Raw genomic sequence first — 16,404 nt, forward strand, 5'->3', positions numbered from 1 at the left:
TGGCTGGGGGTGCATGGGCTGCGATGACGGTTGGGGCGGAAGGCCCGTGCCCTCCCCGCCGGGGTGGATGGGACGCGACGGATCGGACGGCTCGAGTGCGTACGGGTTGGTCATGCCAGTTCCATTCGGTGTTCGGTAGGCAGATGCTCAGGTGACGTCGGAGACGAGGCGCTCCGCATCGCGGATGGTGAGGCGGCCGGACATCAGCGCGGGCAGGAGAGCGTCGCGGGTTGCTGCCAGTCGCAAGCTCTCCTGCTCGGCAGCCAACGCCCTCGACCAGAGCCCAGACATTGCGGCATCGAACGCCGCTATGTCGGAAGGCCCGGGGATCCGCACGAGCTCGTCGAGGTGCCGTCGCTGGATATGCCCCATCGTGGTGGCCTTGTCGGCAGCAGTTGCCTTAAAGTCGTCGAGCTTGGCGCGAAGCGCCTGGTTGACTAGCCACATCGGCGAGCCCCGGTCCGGGATCACCTTGAAGATGTGCTGGTTGACGATCGCGGGATCGCGGAACCATCGATGAACCGTGAGCGATCCCGACCACGCGAAGAGCAGGTCGCCAGGCAAGACTGTCTGGTCGATCTCGACCTCGCGGTCGGAGTAGACCGTCGACCCTCCGATCCCGGAGTTCAGCTCGGCGATCCGCACGACGACCTTTCCGGACCCACTCGCACCCTTGGTGTAGGCGCCCCCGTTGACGAAACGGGCAAGATCACTCAGGGGCACCGTCTGACCGTCTTTGCCTCGAAGCATCGCCCGGAAGTACGTCGAAGCAAGTTCGTCGCAGCGTCGGACAACCTCGTCCCCGGCGGCGATCTTGTCGTCCAGCGCGCCCAGCACCTCGGCGATCGCCCGCTGATCAGCCACGGGAGGGACCGTGATGTACATCTGCCTCAGGTGCGACGGTCCGAAGTGCTTCATTACCGACCCGACGCCCATCGCCTCGATCTGGGCCTTGAAATCGGACGACCGGAGCGCGTACTCGATGAACTCTGCTGCGATCCCGCTCCCCGCAGGGCGAAATCGAATCAAGCCCGTGTAGGGCACGGCACCCACGCCTGACGACTTGACGACCGCTACCTCTCCGAGCGAGGCCGACGTACTCAAGAGAACGTCACCCTCAGCCAGTCGAAACTGGGACCATCGACGATCCACTACGTCCGGGTCCAGGTAGTTGCAACCTTCGAGCAGATCGGAACCGACCTTCGTCCCGGAGAGGCGGATCAGCGGCGTGCCCTCCGACACGAAGTCCTTCGCCAGGATGCCGGGTCCTTCCCGGAAATCCAGCACTTCGGCTAGGGGAAGTCGGGGGTACGACGAGCTCATGTCAAGCCCCTGCTCGCTCACAGCACCCGCTCCAGCTGCTCGCGCACGACCTTCTCCAGCCGCGCCGATTCGTCGAACGCCGCGAACAGCTCCGCCTGGAGGCGAGCGATCTTCTCCTCGATGGGCTCGCCGTCGTCCTCCTCGGGCGCCGACCCGACGTACCGGCCCGGCGTGAGCGCGTACCCGGCCTCCTTGATCTCAGCCAGCGTCGCCGACTTCGCGAACCCGGGCACGTCCTCGTAGGCCTGCTCACCAGCGGACTCGGTCCCACGCCAGGCGTGGAACGTCCCGGCGATGCGCGCGATGTCCTCATCGGAGAACGTGCGCTCGGCCCGGTCGACCATGTGCCCGAGGTTGCGAGCATCGATGAACAGCACCTGCCCGGTCCGGTCGATCGACCCGCGCTCCCCCACCGACTTGTTCTTCGCGAAGAACCACACGCACACCGGAATGCCGGTGGACCGGAACAGCTGGGTCGGCAGCGCCACCATGCAGGAGACCAGATCGGACTCCACGAGGTTCGCCCGGATGTCACCCTCGCCCCCCGAGTTGGAGCTCATCGAACCGTTGGCCATCACGATGCCCGCGCTGCCGGTAGGCGTGAGCTTGCTGAGGATGTGCTGGATCCAGCCGTAGTTGGCGTTGCCGGAGGGCGGGACGCCATACGTCCATCGCGCGTCGCCCTCGTTGCGGGCCCAGTCCTTGATGTTGAACGGCGGGTTCGCCATCGCGAAGTCGACCTTGAGGTCGGGGTGAACGTCCCGAGAGAACGTGTCCTCCCAGCGCGGGCCGAGATTCGCCGTCATCCCGTGCACCGCGAGGTTCATCCGGGCCATGCGCCACGTGCGCTCGTTGAGCTCCTGCCCGTAGACGCTCAGCGCCTGCGGGTCGGCGCCGTGCCGCTCGATGAACTTCTCCGCCTGCACGAACATGCCGCCGCTGCCGCAGCACGGGTCGTACACGCGACCGGAGTAGGGCTCCAGCACCTCCACCAGCACGCGGACCACGCTCGGCGGCGTGTAGAACTCCCCGCCCCGCTTGCCCTCGGCCGCGGCGAACTTGCCGAGGAAGTACTCGTAGACCTCGCCGAGCACGTCGCGGGCCTTGGAGGCACCGACACCGGTGAAGCGCGCCGAGTTGAACAGGTCCACGAGCTCACCGAGCCGTCGCTGGTCCAGGTTGTCGCGGTTGTAGATCAGCGGCAGCGTGTTCGCCAGGCTCGGGTTCGCCCCCATGAGGTGCTCCAGGGCGCCGTCGATCAGTTCTCCGATCGCAGCCGGAGCCACACCCGCCGAACCCTGACGCCCCTTGGCGTGCAGCGCCAGGTACTCCCAGCGCGACGTCTCGGGCACCCAGAACACGCCCGCGCTCCGGTACTCGTCCGAGTCCTCGAGGAACTGCTCGAGCTGGGACTCCTCGATCCCGTCCGCCCGCAGCTCCGCGGCGATCGCCGCCCGGCGCTCGGAGAACGCGTCCGAGACGTACTTGAGGAACACGAGTCCGAGGATCACGTCCTTGTACTGGCTCGCGTCCAGCGAACCGCGCAGCTTGTCCGCCGCCTTCCAGAGCGTGTCCTTCAGCTCCTTCATCGTCGACGGCGCGAGCGCCACCTGCTCCTTCGTCCTACGCGCCACGGGGGCTCCTCTCCTCGAAACTCTCACTGGCCTGATCCAGAACGATCCTGACGGAACCGTCCGAAATTCCTTCGGCGATCGCCCGGCGCAGCTGCGCCAGACGATCGAGCTCGCCACGCAGCTGGGACTCACGTTCCGCCACCACGGCCCACGCCTCCTCCACCGTTCGAGCCGCCTCCGGGGTGACCCGCGGCAGGAACCACCGCTGCCAGCGGCGATCACCAACCGGCCGGTCGCAGACGGCGGCCGCCGCGAGGTGCGGGCTGACGCCGGACCCGGGAGTGACCCGGATGACGCGAGCCGGCGTCGCGACGAGCGCCCCGCCGTCGACATCCACCACGGCGGCGGGTCGTGGGGTCGCTGTGATCACGACATCCCCTGGCTGCGTCAGACGCGCCGCGGGAAGAACCTGGGCCAGCGTGAACGCGTCGACACGCCGGTCGACGTCGACGACTCCGGCGATCACGTCGGCGGCGGTCAGCACGCGCAGCCCCGAACCCGAACGATCGCTGGTTCGCTCACCCAGCGACTCCGGGACCCGCGCTCCGGGTATCACGCGCAGCTGCCCGAGCCCGATGAGTGCCTCGATCGTGACGAGCTCCGACACATTCGGCACGTGGGACGAGACGATCAGCGGCAGTTCCTCCCGGGGCGGCGTCGCCGAGGATCGAACGAGGTCGGCGGCTCGCTCGGCGAGGGCGAGATCGCTGCTCGACCGCGCCCAGCGGTCACGGTCCGCGAGCGTGAGGAGGCTTCCCCTGCGCAGGACCAGGGCCCGGGTGCGGACGACGGAGGCGTGCGCGAAGGAGTGGCGGCGCCCCGCGTCGTCACCCTCGACCGCGGCGAGGACGTCCGTCACCAGGTCGTCCAGAACGACGCCGGGGAGCGTGCCGCCCACGCCCGCGAGCCGGGCCACGTCGGTGACGGTGGTCCACCGTCTCTCGAGCGCCGTGGCGTCCATGGGGTCGCCCATCACCCAGAGCGTGACTGACTCGCGTGGTCGCCCGGGGATGAGACCGGGAGGAAGCCCGACGATCGCGCGCACGCGACCGGTGCGCAGGAGATCCGCTCGCAGACCGTCCTCGAACGAGACACCGAGTCCACCGGCGAAGGCCGAGCCCCTGCCGATGAGCACCGCCCTCGCACCCGGTGACATCCCGAGCGCGATCTCGTCGGCGTGCTCGAGGGCCTCGGCCGCGTCCCCCACCCCGGTCAGATCGGCAACCACGAGTGGACCGCCGGGCCGGCGCCCAGCCTCGACCACGATCCAGCCGTGGGCGTGCATTCGACGGCGGTGGGCCCGGGCTGCCGCTCCGCCCCCCTGCGACGGAACGACGAGCCTGGCTCCCTCCCAGCCACCGACGACCCGCGGCATCCCCGCGGCGAGGTCACCATCGCCCGGGAAGGCGTCGACGACGGCGACATCCTCGCCCGGCCCCCAGCCGGCCAGTGCGAGTGCCACCCGGGTCACCAGGCTGACCGCCGTGGAGTGGATCCTCGGCGAGGAGCCGGCCCGGCGCCGTCGAACCTCGAGCGCGCTGCCCGGGTCGGGAACGGCGTCGAGCATCAGGGTGACGAATCCGGCGATCTGTCGAGCGTGGGCACCGAGGGCCTCGATCTCAGCGACGAGAAACGCATCGTCCGGATCGAGGTCGTCAGCGAGTGACACGAGTCCCGCCGGGCCGAGTCCGCCGAGATGCTCGCCGGTGAGCCGGGCAAGGACGAGGAGCGCCTCGGCACCCGACGCGACCTCCGCCGTCGAGAGCCCGGGAATCTCGAGGTCGCCGTGCAGGGCGAGCAGCGCGGCCTCGCCGACGCGGTCGCGCCCGGTGTCCCTGAGCCATGCGAGGAGCTCATCCGCCCGGATCAGCTCGCCGGACGGGAAGGGAGTCGATGTGTCTGCTGAGCGCGTGCGCCACATAGAGACGACCGGACGGCGCACGTCGAGCGCACGCGCCACATCCGCATAGCGGAGGCGCAGGGAGCTCAGGTCGACGGGCATGGGATCAACCTAGGGGTTCACGACCACAGGGGTCCGCCCGCAAGCGATAACCCCTGTTATCGCACGGACCCATGCCGAGGATCGGCCGACCAACCATCTTGGTGACACCCGCCGGACACACCGCGCGGAACCAACCCGAGGGAGTCTCCGTGCCTAGCTACACGATTCGTGAGGTGCACGTCGTTGCACCCGGCACCACCTGCGAGCACGTGCTCACCGTCCGGTACACCGTCGGGGCGGAGACCTCCTTGCGGGCCGCCAGCCGCGAGCAGGTCCACGCCTGGATCACCGCCGGCAACGCCTTCGCCACTCACAACGCCCGCACCGGCGCTTCCGCACCGGTCGTCGCGCGCACCAGCCTCCGCGGCACGCGCTACATCGCCACGGTCGCCAATGGCCGCGAGAGCGACAACCTCCTCAGCCTTCCCCGCTTCTGACCTTCCGACCGGAGCCACCATGACCACTCAGATCAATGCACGCTTCAGTGCACGCCGTTCGGGCGCTGCCATCGCGGTCGCCGCATTCCTCGGCCTCGGCCTCGGCGCCTGCTCGACCGACGCCGACGCCGACGCCGACGCGTCGCCGTCGCCGAGCAGCTCGTCGTCGGCCCCCTCCGCCGAGCCGTCGACCGGCACCGCGAGCCCGACGGCCACCCCGTCGGCGACCGCGACGCCCACTCCCACCCCGACGCCGACGCCGGAACCCGAGCCCGAGCCCGACCCGAACGCCTTCGCGCCGACGACCGTCACCGGTACGGGCGCGAGCGTCGTCCCGGTCCCCGCCGGATCCTCCCTCGGCACCATCGCCGCCTCGCACGAGGGCTCGAGCAACTTCGCGCTCTGGGCGATGGACGCCTCGAACAACCAGCTCGACCTCCTCGTCAACGAGATCGGCAGCTACACCGGCACCGTTCCGTGGGGCTTCCGCGATGACGACGTCACGAGCGTCCAGGTCGAGGCCGACGGGAACTGGTCACTCACGTTCTCCTCGGTCTCCTCCGCTCCTCAGCTCACGCTGCCCGCGTCGGGCACCGGCGACACCGTGCTGATCTACCAGGGTGGGGCAGCGACGCCGTCGTTCACCCACCAGGGTGAGAGCAACTTCGCCGTGTGGGTGTACGGCAGCTCCTCCGACCTGCTCATCAACGAGATCGGCGCCTACACGGGAACCCACGCGCTGAAGGCCGGACCCGCGTTCATCGTGGTGGAGGCCGACGGCGCCTGGACGATCGGCTGAGCCGGGAACTCCTCGCCGCGCGAGTTCCGCGGAGCCTTGCTACGTTTCGCAACGGCCGTAGACCTACGTCGTCCGCTGCCACCCACTCTCGATCCACGCCTTCAGGGGACCCCCATGACCTATGCGTTCACGCCCGAACCTCAGCAGCAGCCTCACGCGATCGCACCGCAGTCCGGTGTCCCCGTCGTCGTGAACAACTACCCGTCTGGTCCGACGCCCGTGGCGTCGGGTCACCAGAGCATCCAGATCCCCCTCGGCGTCCCGATGTATCGATTCGACGGCGGTGCAGCCAACTACTTCGGAGCCAGTCTCGCCGCCGCTCTCGTCACCATCCTGACGCTGGGCATCTGCCTCCCCTGGGCCATGGTGATCATGCAGCGGTGGCAGACCAAGCACACCTTCCTCTACGGACGTCGACTTCGCTTCACCGGCACTGCACCTGGACTGTTCGGCCAGTGGATCAAGTGGTGGGCACTCACTCTGATCACCTTCGGCGTCTACTCGTTCTGGGTGCAGCCGCGACTGACCGCGTGGATCGTGCAGCACCAGGAGTTCGACCCGGTCGGCTGACCGACAAGTCGCCTTCCCCCGCTGGAGACGGCGGCCATCCGCGTACGCACGCGGGTGGCCGCCCGCGCCCTCGCCCCGGCCGGATAGGCTGGGCCCCGCAGCACGCAGCACCCACAACTTCACACCCGGCCCCATCACCGCGCGGGAGAGCCCGGACCACGTCGCCCCACCGGACGTGAGTCAGGCACCGAAGGAGCAAGCCTCCCCGCCAACCTCTCAGGTACCCCGTACCGCGCGGCGAGGCCACTCTGGAAAGCAGCGCCGGTCGTCGGTCCTCAGGCCCACGACCAGACGCTCGCCCACGGTGAAAGCCGCGCCCCGCCGTCGCCCCCGACGCGCCCTGCGGTGAATCTCTCAGGCACCCGCGACAGAGGGGGAGTCCCAGCCCGACACAACTGCCCTGTCGCCAGCACCCGGAGGACTCCCGTGACCGACGCCCCGTCGTCCACCCCGCCCCAGCGCACCGAGCTCCACCGCACCCCTCTGCACGAGACGCACGTCGCCGCCGGCGCCACCATGGTCCCGTTCGCGGGCTGGTCGATGCCCGTGAAGTACTCCTCCGACGTCGCCGAGCACGTCGCCGTCCGCAGCTCCGCCGGTCTCTTCGACATCTCCCACATGGGGCAGCTCGTCGTCGACGGCCCCGACGCCGCCGCGTTCCTCGACCACGCGCTCGCCGGCCGGATGAGCGCGCTGGCGCCGCTGCAGAGCAAGTACACGATGATGCTCGCGCCGTCGGGCGGCATCGTCGACGACCTCATCGTCACGAACACGCACACGCCCGAGACGGCGGCCGCACGAGACTCGGCGGCGCCCACCAGCTACCTCGTGGTCGCCAACGCCGGCAACCGCGACGCCGTGCTCGCCGCCCTGATCGAGCGGACGACGACGGCGGAGCGCACCTTCGACGTCGTCGTCACCGACACCCACCGCGCCCTGATCGCGGTGCAGGGCCCCCGCGCGCAGGCGATCCTGGAGGAGCTCGCGGCCGCCGGACGCCTCACGCTCGACGCCTCCTCGGGCGCCACCCTCGCCGACCTGCGCTACTACCGCAGCGCGCCCGGCGCCTTCGACGGCCAGACGATCACGCTCAGCCGCACCGGTTACACCGGCGAGGACGGGTTCGAGATCTCGGTCGCCCCCGAGCGGGCGGTCGAGCTCTGGGAGGCGATCTCCGCCGTCGGGCAGCCGCACGGCCTTGTCCTCGCGGGCCTCGCGAGCCGCGACACGCTGCGCCTCGAGGCCGGGATGCCGCTGTACGGGCACGAGCTCACGCTCGACACGCTGCCGGCGCAGGCGGGTCTCGGACGCGTGGTCGTCACCGCGAAGGAGGACTTCGTGGGGCGCGAGGCGATCCTCGCCGGGCCGCCCGCGGACGCCCCGGTGCTCGTCGGCATCGCGCTGCCTGGTCGGCGCGCGGGCCGCGCCGACTACCCCGTCGTCCTGCCCGACGGCGGTGAGCGCGTCGGCACCGTGACCTCCGGCGTCCTGTCCCCACCCTCGGCCATCCCGTCGCGATGGCCTACGTCGCCCCGCACCTCGCGGAGGTCGGCACCCCGCTCGCCGTCGACGTCCGCGGCACCGCCATCACGGGCGAGGTCGTCGCCCTGCCGTTCTACCGCCGTTCCAAGGAGTCCTGAACCGATGAGTGCCCCCTTCTCCGAGCGTCACATCGGCCTGACCGAGGCCGACAGCCGGGCCATGCTGGCCGCCGTCGGGCACGAGAGCATCGAGAGCCTGATGGACGCGGCGATCCCGCCGGCCGTCGCCGAGTCGTTCCGCGCCGCCGCCGAGGCCGACGAGGATCTCCTCCCCGCCGCCGCCTCCGAGGCGGAGACCCTGGCCGAGCTCCGCGACCTCGCGAGCCGCAACACGGTCACCACCTCGCTCATCGGCCTGGGCTACTACGGCACCCACACCCCGAGCGTCATCCAGCGCAACGTGCTGGAGAACCCGTCCTGGTACACCGCCTACACGCCGTACCAGCCGGAGATCAGCCAGGGCCGGCTCGAGGCGCTCATCAACTTCCAGACGATGGTCACCGACCTCACCGGCCTCGACATCGCCAACGCCTCGATGCTGGACGAGTCCACCGCCGTGGTCGAGGCGATGCTGCTCGCGCGCCGGGCCGCGAAGGTCAAGGGCACGGTCTTCCTCGTCGACGCCGACACGCTCCCCCAGACCAGGCGCCTGCTGGAGCACCGCGCCGAGTCGCTCGGGATCCACCTCGAGACGGTGGACCTGGCCGCGGCGGGTGCGGCGGACGCCGTCGCCGCCCGCCCCGAGGGCGAGATCTTCGGGGCGCATCTGCAGTACCCGGGCGCGAGCGGGCTCGTCTGGGACCCGAGCGAGGTCGTCGCGGCCGTTCGCTCGCGCGGGGCCCTCGCCGTCGTCGCCGCGGATCTCCTCGCTCTGACGCTGATCAAGTCGCCGGGCGAGCTCGGGGCGGACATCGCCGTCGGGACGTCGCAGCGGTTCGGCGTGCCGATGGGCTTCGGCGGCCCGCACGCCGGCTACATGGCGGTGCGCAAGGGGCTCGAGCGGCAGCTGCCCGGACGCCTCGTCGGCGTCTCGCAGGACGCTGACGGCCACCCCGGCTACCGGCTCGCGCTGCAGACGCGCGAGCAGCACATCCGCCGCGAGAAGGCGACCTCGAACATCTGCACCGCGCAGGTGCTGCTGGCCGTGATGGCGTCGATGTACGCGGTCTACCACGGGCCGCAGGGGCTGACGCGGATCGCGCAGCAGGTGCACGACACGGCCTCGCTGCTCGCGAAGGAGCTCACCGAGAGCCACGGCCTGACCGTCCAGCACGACAGCTTCTTCGACACGATCCGGGTCACGGGGATCGACGCGACGGCGGCCTTCGAGCGCCTGCGCGCCGCCGGCTACACGGCCCACGTCGTCGACGACGCGACCCTCCACCTCGCCGTCGACGAGACGATCGACCTGTCCACCGCGATCACCATCGCCTTCGTGGTCTCGGGCCGCGAGGACGAGCACGGCGTCGGCTTCACCTCGATGCAGGCGTCGCACCTCCCGCCGTCGCTCTCGCGCACGTCCGAGTTCCTCACGCACCCGACCTTCAACGCCTACCACTCCGAGACCGCGATGATGCGCTACCTCAAGCGCCTCGCGGACCTCGACTACGCGCTGGACCGCGGCATGATCCCGCTCGGCTCCTGCACGATGAAGCTGAACGCGGCCACCGAGATGGCGGCCGTGACGTGGCCGGAGTTCGCCGGGCTCCACCCGTTCGCGCCCGACGAGGACGCCGAGGGGTACCTGTCGATGATCGACGACCTCGAGACGTGGCTGGCCGACATCACCGGCTACGACGCGGTCTCGCTGCAGCCGAACGCCGGCTCGCAGGGGGAGCTCGCCGGGCTGCTCGCGATCCGCGGCTACCACCACTCGCGCGGCGACGTGCACCGCGACCTGTGCCTCATCCCCGCCTCGGCGCACGGCACGAACGCCGCGTCCGCCGTGCTCGCGGGGATGCGCGTGGTCGTCGTGGCGTGCGACGAGGCGGGCAACGTCGACGTCGCGGACCTGCGCGCCAAGATCGAGAGATACGCCGCCGAGCTCGCCGCGCTGATGATCACCTACCCCTCCACGCACGGGGTGTACGAGCACGAGATCGTCGCCATCACGGACGCGGTGCACGACGCCGGCGGCCAGGTCTACATCGACGGCGCCAACCTCAACGCGCTGGTCGGCTACGGCCGGTTCGGCGACGTCGGCGGCGACGTGAGCCACCTCAACCTGCACAAGACGTTCTGCATCCCGCACGGCGGCGGCGGCCCCGGCGTCGGACCGGTCGCGGCGAAGTCTCACCTCGCGGAGTTCCTGCCCGGTGCGGGCGGGCGCGACCCGCTCGCGAACCCGGTCTCGGCCGCGCCGTACGGCTCGGCGTCGATCCTCCCGATCACCTGGGCGTACGTGCGCATGATGGGCAGCGAGGGGCTGCGCGAGGCGACGGCGGCCGCCGTGCTGTCGGCCAACTACGTCGCCGCGCGGCTGCGCGAGGCGTTCCCGGTGCTCTACACGGGCGACGGCGACCTGGTCGCCCACGAGTGCATCCTCGACATCCGCCCGCTCAAGGCGGCGACGGGCGTGACGGTCGACGACGTCGCCAAGCGCCTGGTGGACTACGGCTTCCACTCCCCCACGATGAGCTTCCCAGTCGCCGGGACGCTCATGGTCGAGCCGACGGAGTCCGAGGACCTCGGCGAGATCGACCGGTTCGTCGAGGCGATGCTGGCGATCCGCGCGGAGGCCGACGCGGTCGCCGCGGGCGAGTGGCCGGTCGGCGACAACCCGCTGGTCAACGCGCCGCACACCGCGCGCTCGGTCATCGAGGGCGAGTGGACGCACCCGTACTCGCGCGAGCTCGCCGTCTACCCGGTACCCGGCGTGATCCGCCACAAGTACTGGCCCGCGGTGCGCCGCATCGACCAGGCGTGGGGCGACCGCAACCTCGCGTGCGCGTGCCCGCCGCCGGAGGCCTTCGCCTAAACCCGCCGCGAGGCCTTTCGGGTCCACTCGCGAGGCCTTTCGCGCCCGTTCGCGAGGCCCTTCGGGTCCACTCGCGAGGCCCTTCGCGCCCGTTCGCGAGGCCCTTCGCGCCCGTTCGCGAGGCCCTTCGGGTCGAGCGCCCCGCCGTTGTCCCCAGGTTTACCCACAGGTACGACGGCGGGGCCGCGCCGCCCCTCACACGTTCGCCATGCTGCCGTCATGGAGACGATCAACGAGGGCCGGCCGTTCCGCACCGCTTCCTGCCCGGACCTCGGGCTCCCCAGCCACCAGGTACGACACCTCGTCCGCACCCATCGCTTGCGGCGAGTCTTCCGAGGTGTTCTGGTGGACGCTTCGGTTGCCGACACCCGAGAGCTCCGCGTGGCAGCGCTGGCGCTCGTGATTCCCGAAGGCGCGACCATCAGCGACCACTCGGCGGCCTGGGTCTACGGCGTCGACACGTATCCGCCGGGTGGCATGCGCGAGATGCGCCCGATGTGCATGGTTCGCCACGGCTTCGGGCGACCGAAGGGGCTCCGCGCCGTCGTGCGCCAGACGACGATGCCCGACCCGGACTTCGTGACCATCGGCGACGTGAAGGTGACCTCGCCCATCCGCACGGTGAGCGACCTGCTGCGGCTGGCGTGGCGACCGCACGCCCTGGCGGCAGCGGATGCGCTGGTGCGCGCCGGCGTCGCCACCCGCCTCGAGGTGATGGAGCACGTCGCCACCCTCCGGCGTCTCCCGGGGACCAGGCAGGCGCAGGAGCTCGCGCCGCTCATCGACCCGCGCGCCCAGACCGCCGGGGAGTCGTGGATGAGGCTGCGGCTCATCGACGCCGGGCTGCCGGTCCCGGACGTCGACCACCGGATCCTCCACCGCGGTCGGGAGTACTGGCTGGACTCCGCCTACGTGGCCCAGCGCGTCGCCGTCGAGTACGACGGCCGCGAGGTCCACAGCGACGAGAAGGATCGTGCTCACGACGGCGGTCGGCGGGGAACGCTGACCGATGAGCTCGCCTGGAAGTTCGTCATCGCGACGTTCGAACGGATCTTCGGCGTCGACGACTCCTTCGAGCGCGAGGTCGGTGAGCTCCTCGGGCTCCCCGTCCGCCCGCGCACCTGGTAGCCACACCGCAAGGGCCTCGCGAGCGCACCCGAAAGGCCTCGCGAGCGCACGCAACGGCCTCGCCACCACACCCGAACGGCCTCGCGAGCGCACCCGAAAGGCCTCGCCAATGAGAAGTCAGACCGCCGGGAGCAGCATCCCGTCCGTGATCAGCCCGCGCAGCTGCGGCTCCAGCTCGGCCGCGAGCGCCGTCGCGTCCACCTCGAGCAGCGCGCTGAGCGCCGCGACGATCTGCCCACCCGTGAGCTCGCCGTCGCACGCCCCGACGAACGCCGCCAGGCCCGTCTCCGTGCGCACCGTGCGCGAGAACCCGCCGCCGGCCCGCAGGATCATCACGCGGGGCGACGCCTCCCCCGGCGTGAAGTACCGCTCGTCCGTGACGTCGCCCGCGACCACCCACCGCCGCGCCAGCAACGCCTCACCGGTCAGGTCGCGCACGAGGTCGACGGCGCCGAGCACGCCCGCGATCGTCGCGCCCAGCGGCTGGGCCACCGTCCCGGTGATCTCCTCCACGCGGCGCCAGGGGCTCACCTCGGCCCCCGCCCCGGCCGGACGCCGCAGCGTCACGAAACCGAAGCCGATGCCCTCGACGTCGCGCGAGGCGAGGTCGGCGAGCCACGCGGCGTAGGCGGCCTCGAAGCGGGCGCGATCGCGGTCGGGAGTCAGGCCGCCGTCGCGCAGCCACAGCTCGGCGTACTCGGCCGGGTCCTGCACCTCGCGCTGCACCACCCAGCCGTCCAGCCCCGACTCGGCGAGCCAGCCGCCCACGCGCTCGGCCCAGTCCTCCCCGCGCCGGTGCTCCCAGTTGCCCAGCATCTGCGCCACGCCCCCGGGCGCGAGCACGGACCCGACGGACGTCACGAGCGAGCGCACGACGTCGTCGCCCACCTGTCCGCCGTCGCGGTAGGTGAACTCGCCGACGCCGCCCGTCGAGCCCGCGGCGTCGCGCGACGTGATGACGAACGGCGGGTTCGACACCACGAGGTCGAACGTCTCCCCCGCCACGGGATCGAGCATCGACCCGGCGCGCACGTCCAGCTCGACACCGGCCAGCGCCGCGTTGAACCGGGTGAACGCGAGCGCCCGTGCGTCGATGTCCGTGGCGACCACGCGGCCTGCGTGCCGCGACGCGTGCAGCGCCTGGATCCCGCATCCCGTCCCGACGTCGAGCACCGAGCCGACCGGCCCGCGCACCGTGATCTGGGCGAGGGTCCGCGACGCCCCGCCGACGCCGAGAACGAAGTCCTCCGGCAGCGCGCCGCGCCGCGCGATCTCGCCCGGGTCCGAGGCGATCCACCAGTCCACCTGCCCGGCCGCGTCGACCGCGGCGTAGGGGCTGAGGTCGACGACGGCGCGCACCTCGTCCCTATCCGCCTCGCCCCGGGTGCGCACCAGGCCCAGGCGCTCGGCACCCGCCGTCCCGAGCCGCGGGAGCGCGGCGTCGAGGTCGCGCCGCGTCGCCACCTCGCCGAGCTGGAACAGTCGCAGCAGCTGGGCGGCTGCGGCCGCACCGCCACCGTCACCGTCCCCCGCACCGCCACCGCCACCGCCTCCACCGGCGAGACCCCCCGCCGTCGCCAACCGCGCCGGCAGCGCCTGCTCGCGGTCCAGGGCGTCGGCGGCCACCGGTCCGAGGAGCGCGCGAACGCCGTCGAGCGTGTAGTCGGCGTCCAGCAGATCGGCGCGCAGATCGGGGAGGTGGCGCGCGTCGTCGGGGCCCGTTCCGGGCGTCGGGGAGGTCACCGACCCAGCCTAGGCAACGGGGGTGCCGCAGCGACGTCGCCTGCTCGTATCCTTGCCCTGCGCGACCCGTCCATCTCATGGGGATGTGGACGGTGCGCCAGGGGGTTTGCCGATGGTCACGAGTTCGCAGTACGAGCACACGGTCGCGGGTGCGCGCCTGATGATGGAGGCGTTCGCCGAACGTCGACTGCCCGAGTGGGAGCACTTCGCGCGGACGACCGACCTGATGACGGTCGAACGCGGCACCGTCCTCGTGCCCGCCCACACCCACCACCCCTACGTCTACCTCGTGACGCGCGGGCTCCTGAAGCTGCGGTTCACGCAGGCCCGGGTCGCGCGGACGGTCTCCTTCCACGGGGAGGGTGAGATCGCGGCGGCGTTCAACGGCCTGGGGGTGGCCGCGTTCGGCAGGGTCGCGCTGCGCGCCACCCCGCACCTGAGCGCCGACCCGCGCGTCTGGCCCGAGGGCAACCCGTTCGAGCTCGTGGCGATCGAACGCACCACCGTGCTGCGGGCGGGGTTCGGGGCGATCGAGGAGCTCGCCGAGCGCAGCCACGCGTGGTCGCGGATGCTCACCACGTTCCTGTCCACGAGCATGCTCCTGATGTGTGCGGGTCTGCCCGACTCCCACCTCGCGACGCCGGAGGAGCGCTACCGCTCGTTCGTCTCGCGCCGTCCCGACCTCGTCGCACGGATCAGCCAGCGGGAGCTGGCCGCTCACCTCGGGGTGACCGAGGTCGGGATGAGCCGGATCGTGAAGCGCGTCGGTGCGCAACGTGCGGCAGCGGCCGCGGGGACCGACACGACCGCGGCCCCCTGACCCGAGGCTCGCCGCCGCGGTGAACGCCCGGTGACCCGCGGGCGTCGCCCCGGGACACGCCTGGCGAGCACTGGCCCGCAGCGGGCCTCGGGCCTAGGGTGCGAAACGTGGACCACGACGGCGTACTCATCCCCCCGCAGCCCTCCTCGCCCCTCCCGGCGGGCTACGCGACGACGACGGCGCCCCGCAAGGTGCTCGCCTCGTGGGGTCTGTGGGACTGGGGTCAGCAGACGTTCAACACCGTGATGCTGACGTTCGTCTTCTCGGTCTACATCACCGACGGCATCGCCGCCGACGAGGTCACCGGCACCGCCGCGCTGTCCGGCGCGCAGACGTGGGCCGGCGTCGTGATCGCGCTGATCTGCCCGCTGATGGGGGTGTTCGCGGACCGCTACGGGCGTCGACGTCGCCTCCTCGGCATCTCCACGCTCGGCCTCGTCCTCGCGATGGCGTCCCTGTTCTGGGCGGAGCCGGACCCGTCCTACCTGATGTTCGCCGTCATCATGCTCGCGGTCGCGAGCGTGGTCTCCGAGATCGCCAGCGTCTTCTACAACGGCATGCTGCTGCAGATCGCGACCCCGTCGACGTTCGGTCGGATCTCCGGCATGGGCTGGGGCCTGGGTTACCTCGGCGGCCTCGTGGCCCTCGTGGTGTGCCTGTTCGCGTTCGTGCTCGGGCGCGAGACCGCGAACATCCAGCCCGTCGCGCTGCTGTGCGCCGCGTGGACCGGCATCTTCTGCCTCCCGCTGCTGCTGATCGGGCCGAACACGGCCCCGGCGGAGAACGTCGGCAGGTTCTCCGTGATCGGCGCCTACCGCGACATCGTGGCCCGCATCGTCGCTCTGTGGCGCACCCAGCGCTCGCTGCTGCACTTCTTCGTCTCCTCGGCGATCTTCCGCGACGGCCTCGGGGCGGTGTTCGCGTTCGCGGGCATCATCGCCGCCGGCTCGTTCGGCTTCTCGACCGAGGAGGTCATCTACCTGGGCATCGCCGCCAACCTCGTCGCCGGCATCTCGACCTGGACCCTCGGTCGCGTCGACGACCGCCTCGGACCGCGCGTCGTGATCATCAGCGGGCTCGTGCTGCTCGTCGTCGCGTGCACGGCGGTCTTCCTCACGACGGCGACGACAGCCTTCTGGATCTGCGCCATCGTGATCTCCGCGTCCGTCGGACCCGTGCAGTCGGCGTCGCGCTCGATGCTCGCGCGGATGACCCCGCCCGGGCTCGAGAACGAGAACTTCGGCCTGTACGCGACGTCGGGCCGCGCGGTGAGCTTCCTCGCCCCGTTCGCCTTCACCGTGGCGATCTCGATCGGTGGCACGCAGAAGGCGGGCATCCTCGGGATCGTGGTGGTGCTGGTCATCGGGCTGCTGGCGTTCCTCCCGCTGCGGGCGACGAACGGCGTGCGGGACGCCGCCGTCTGACGGTTC

The 16,404-nt window shown here is 71.3% G+C and carries 12 protein-coding genes, 1 pseudogene and 1 riboswitch; of the genes and pseudogenes, 9 read left to right on the forward strand and 4 right to left on the reverse strand.

Annotated elements, in window-relative coordinates; all coding sequences use genetic code 11:
• Positions 1–147: 147 nt before the first annotated feature.
• From C8046_RS08480 to C8046_RS08490, 3 genes are read right to left on the reverse strand one after another with little or no spacing between them, the layout of a single operon-like run.
• Positions 148–1,323, reverse strand: coding sequence for a restriction endonuclease subunit S (locus C8046_RS08480; protein WP_146197107.1), 1,176 nt, complete (start codon positions 1,321–1,323; stop codon positions 148–150).
• Positions 1,324–1,340: 17 nt separating this feature from the next.
• A complete protein-coding gene (locus C8046_RS08485) occupies positions 1,341–2,912 on the reverse strand; it encodes a type I restriction-modification system subunit M (protein WP_109230838.1) in 1,572 nt (523 codons plus the stop codon).
• Positions 2,913–2,946: 34 nt separating this feature from the next.
• Positions 2,947–4,959, reverse strand: a complete 2,013-nt coding sequence (locus tag C8046_RS08490) for a hypothetical protein (RefSeq protein WP_109229066.1) — start codon at positions 4,957–4,959, stop codon at positions 2,947–2,949.
• Positions 4,960–5,132: 173 nt separating this feature from the next.
• Here C8046_RS08490 and C8046_RS08495 point away from each other — a divergent pair, with 173 nt between their 5' ends.
• The 7 genes and pseudogenes from C8046_RS08495 to C8046_RS08520 all read left to right on the forward strand — a co-directional run bounded on the left by C8046_RS08495 (position 5,133) and on the right by C8046_RS08520 (position 12,411).
• A complete protein-coding gene (locus C8046_RS08495; RefSeq protein ID WP_158277171.1) occupies positions 5,133–5,396 on the forward strand; it encodes a DUF3892 domain-containing protein in 264 nt (87 codons plus the stop codon).
• Positions 5,397–5,415: 19 nt separating this feature from the next.
• Entirely contained in the window at positions 5,416–6,195 is a 780-nt protein-coding gene (locus C8046_RS08500) for a hypothetical protein (protein WP_109229068.1), read from the forward strand.
• 114 nt (positions 6,196–6,309) lie between these two features.
• The gene (locus C8046_RS08505; protein WP_235866245.1) at positions 6,310–6,765 is read left to right on the forward strand and encodes a DUF898 domain-containing protein; all 456 of its coding nucleotides are present in this window, start codon (positions 6,310–6,312) and stop codon (positions 6,763–6,765) included.
• A 132-nt stretch (positions 6,766–6,897) separates the two neighbouring features.
• Positions 6,898–7,008: riboswitch (glycine riboswitch) on the forward strand.
• 273 nt (positions 7,009–7,281) lie between these two features.
• Positions 7,282–8,205, forward strand: a pseudogene (gene gcvT / locus C8046_RS08510) (glycine cleavage system aminomethyltransferase GcvT); the annotation flags it as partial.
• 77 nt (positions 8,206–8,282) lie between these two features.
• Complete coding sequence (locus C8046_RS19955) at positions 8,283–8,405, forward strand: glycine cleavage T C-terminal barrel domain-containing protein (RefSeq protein WP_328587630.1); 123 nt, start codon at positions 8,283–8,285, stop codon at positions 8,403–8,405.
• A 4-nt stretch (positions 8,406–8,409) separates the two neighbouring features.
• Positions 8,410–11,283 carry an aminomethyl-transferring glycine dehydrogenase gene (gene gcvP / locus C8046_RS08515; RefSeq protein ID WP_109229069.1) on the forward strand — a complete coding sequence of 958 codons (2,874 nt, stop codon included), beginning with the start codon at positions 8,410–8,412 and terminating at the stop codon, positions 11,281–11,283.
• Positions 11,284–11,628: 345 nt separating this feature from the next.
• A complete protein-coding gene (locus tag C8046_RS08520; RefSeq protein ID WP_235866246.1) occupies positions 11,629–12,411 on the forward strand; it encodes a hypothetical protein in 783 nt (260 codons plus the stop codon).
• 117 nt (positions 12,412–12,528) lie between these two features.
• Here the strand turns inward: C8046_RS08520 and C8046_RS08525 are convergent, their stop codons facing one another.
• On the reverse strand, positions 12,529–14,154 hold the full coding sequence (locus C8046_RS08525; protein WP_109229071.1) for a DUF7059 domain-containing protein: 1,626 nt from the start codon (positions 14,152–14,154) through the stop codon (positions 12,529–12,531).
• Between the two features lie 112 nt (positions 14,155–14,266).
• Between C8046_RS08525 and C8046_RS08530 the strand changes: the two genes are divergently transcribed.
• A complete protein-coding gene (locus C8046_RS08530; RefSeq protein ID WP_109229072.1) occupies positions 14,267–14,974 on the forward strand; it encodes a Crp/Fnr family transcriptional regulator in 708 nt (235 codons plus the stop codon).
• Between the two features lie 107 nt (positions 14,975–15,081).
• A complete protein-coding gene (locus tag C8046_RS08535) occupies positions 15,082–16,398 on the forward strand; it encodes an MFS transporter (protein ID WP_235866247.1) in 1,317 nt (438 codons plus the stop codon).
• The last annotated feature ends 6 nt before the right edge of the window (positions 16,399–16,404 follow it).

This window comes from Serinibacter arcticus (genome assembly GCF_003121705.1).
Taxonomy (GTDB): domain Bacteria; phylum Actinomycetota; class Actinomycetes; order Actinomycetales; family Beutenbergiaceae; genus Litorihabitans.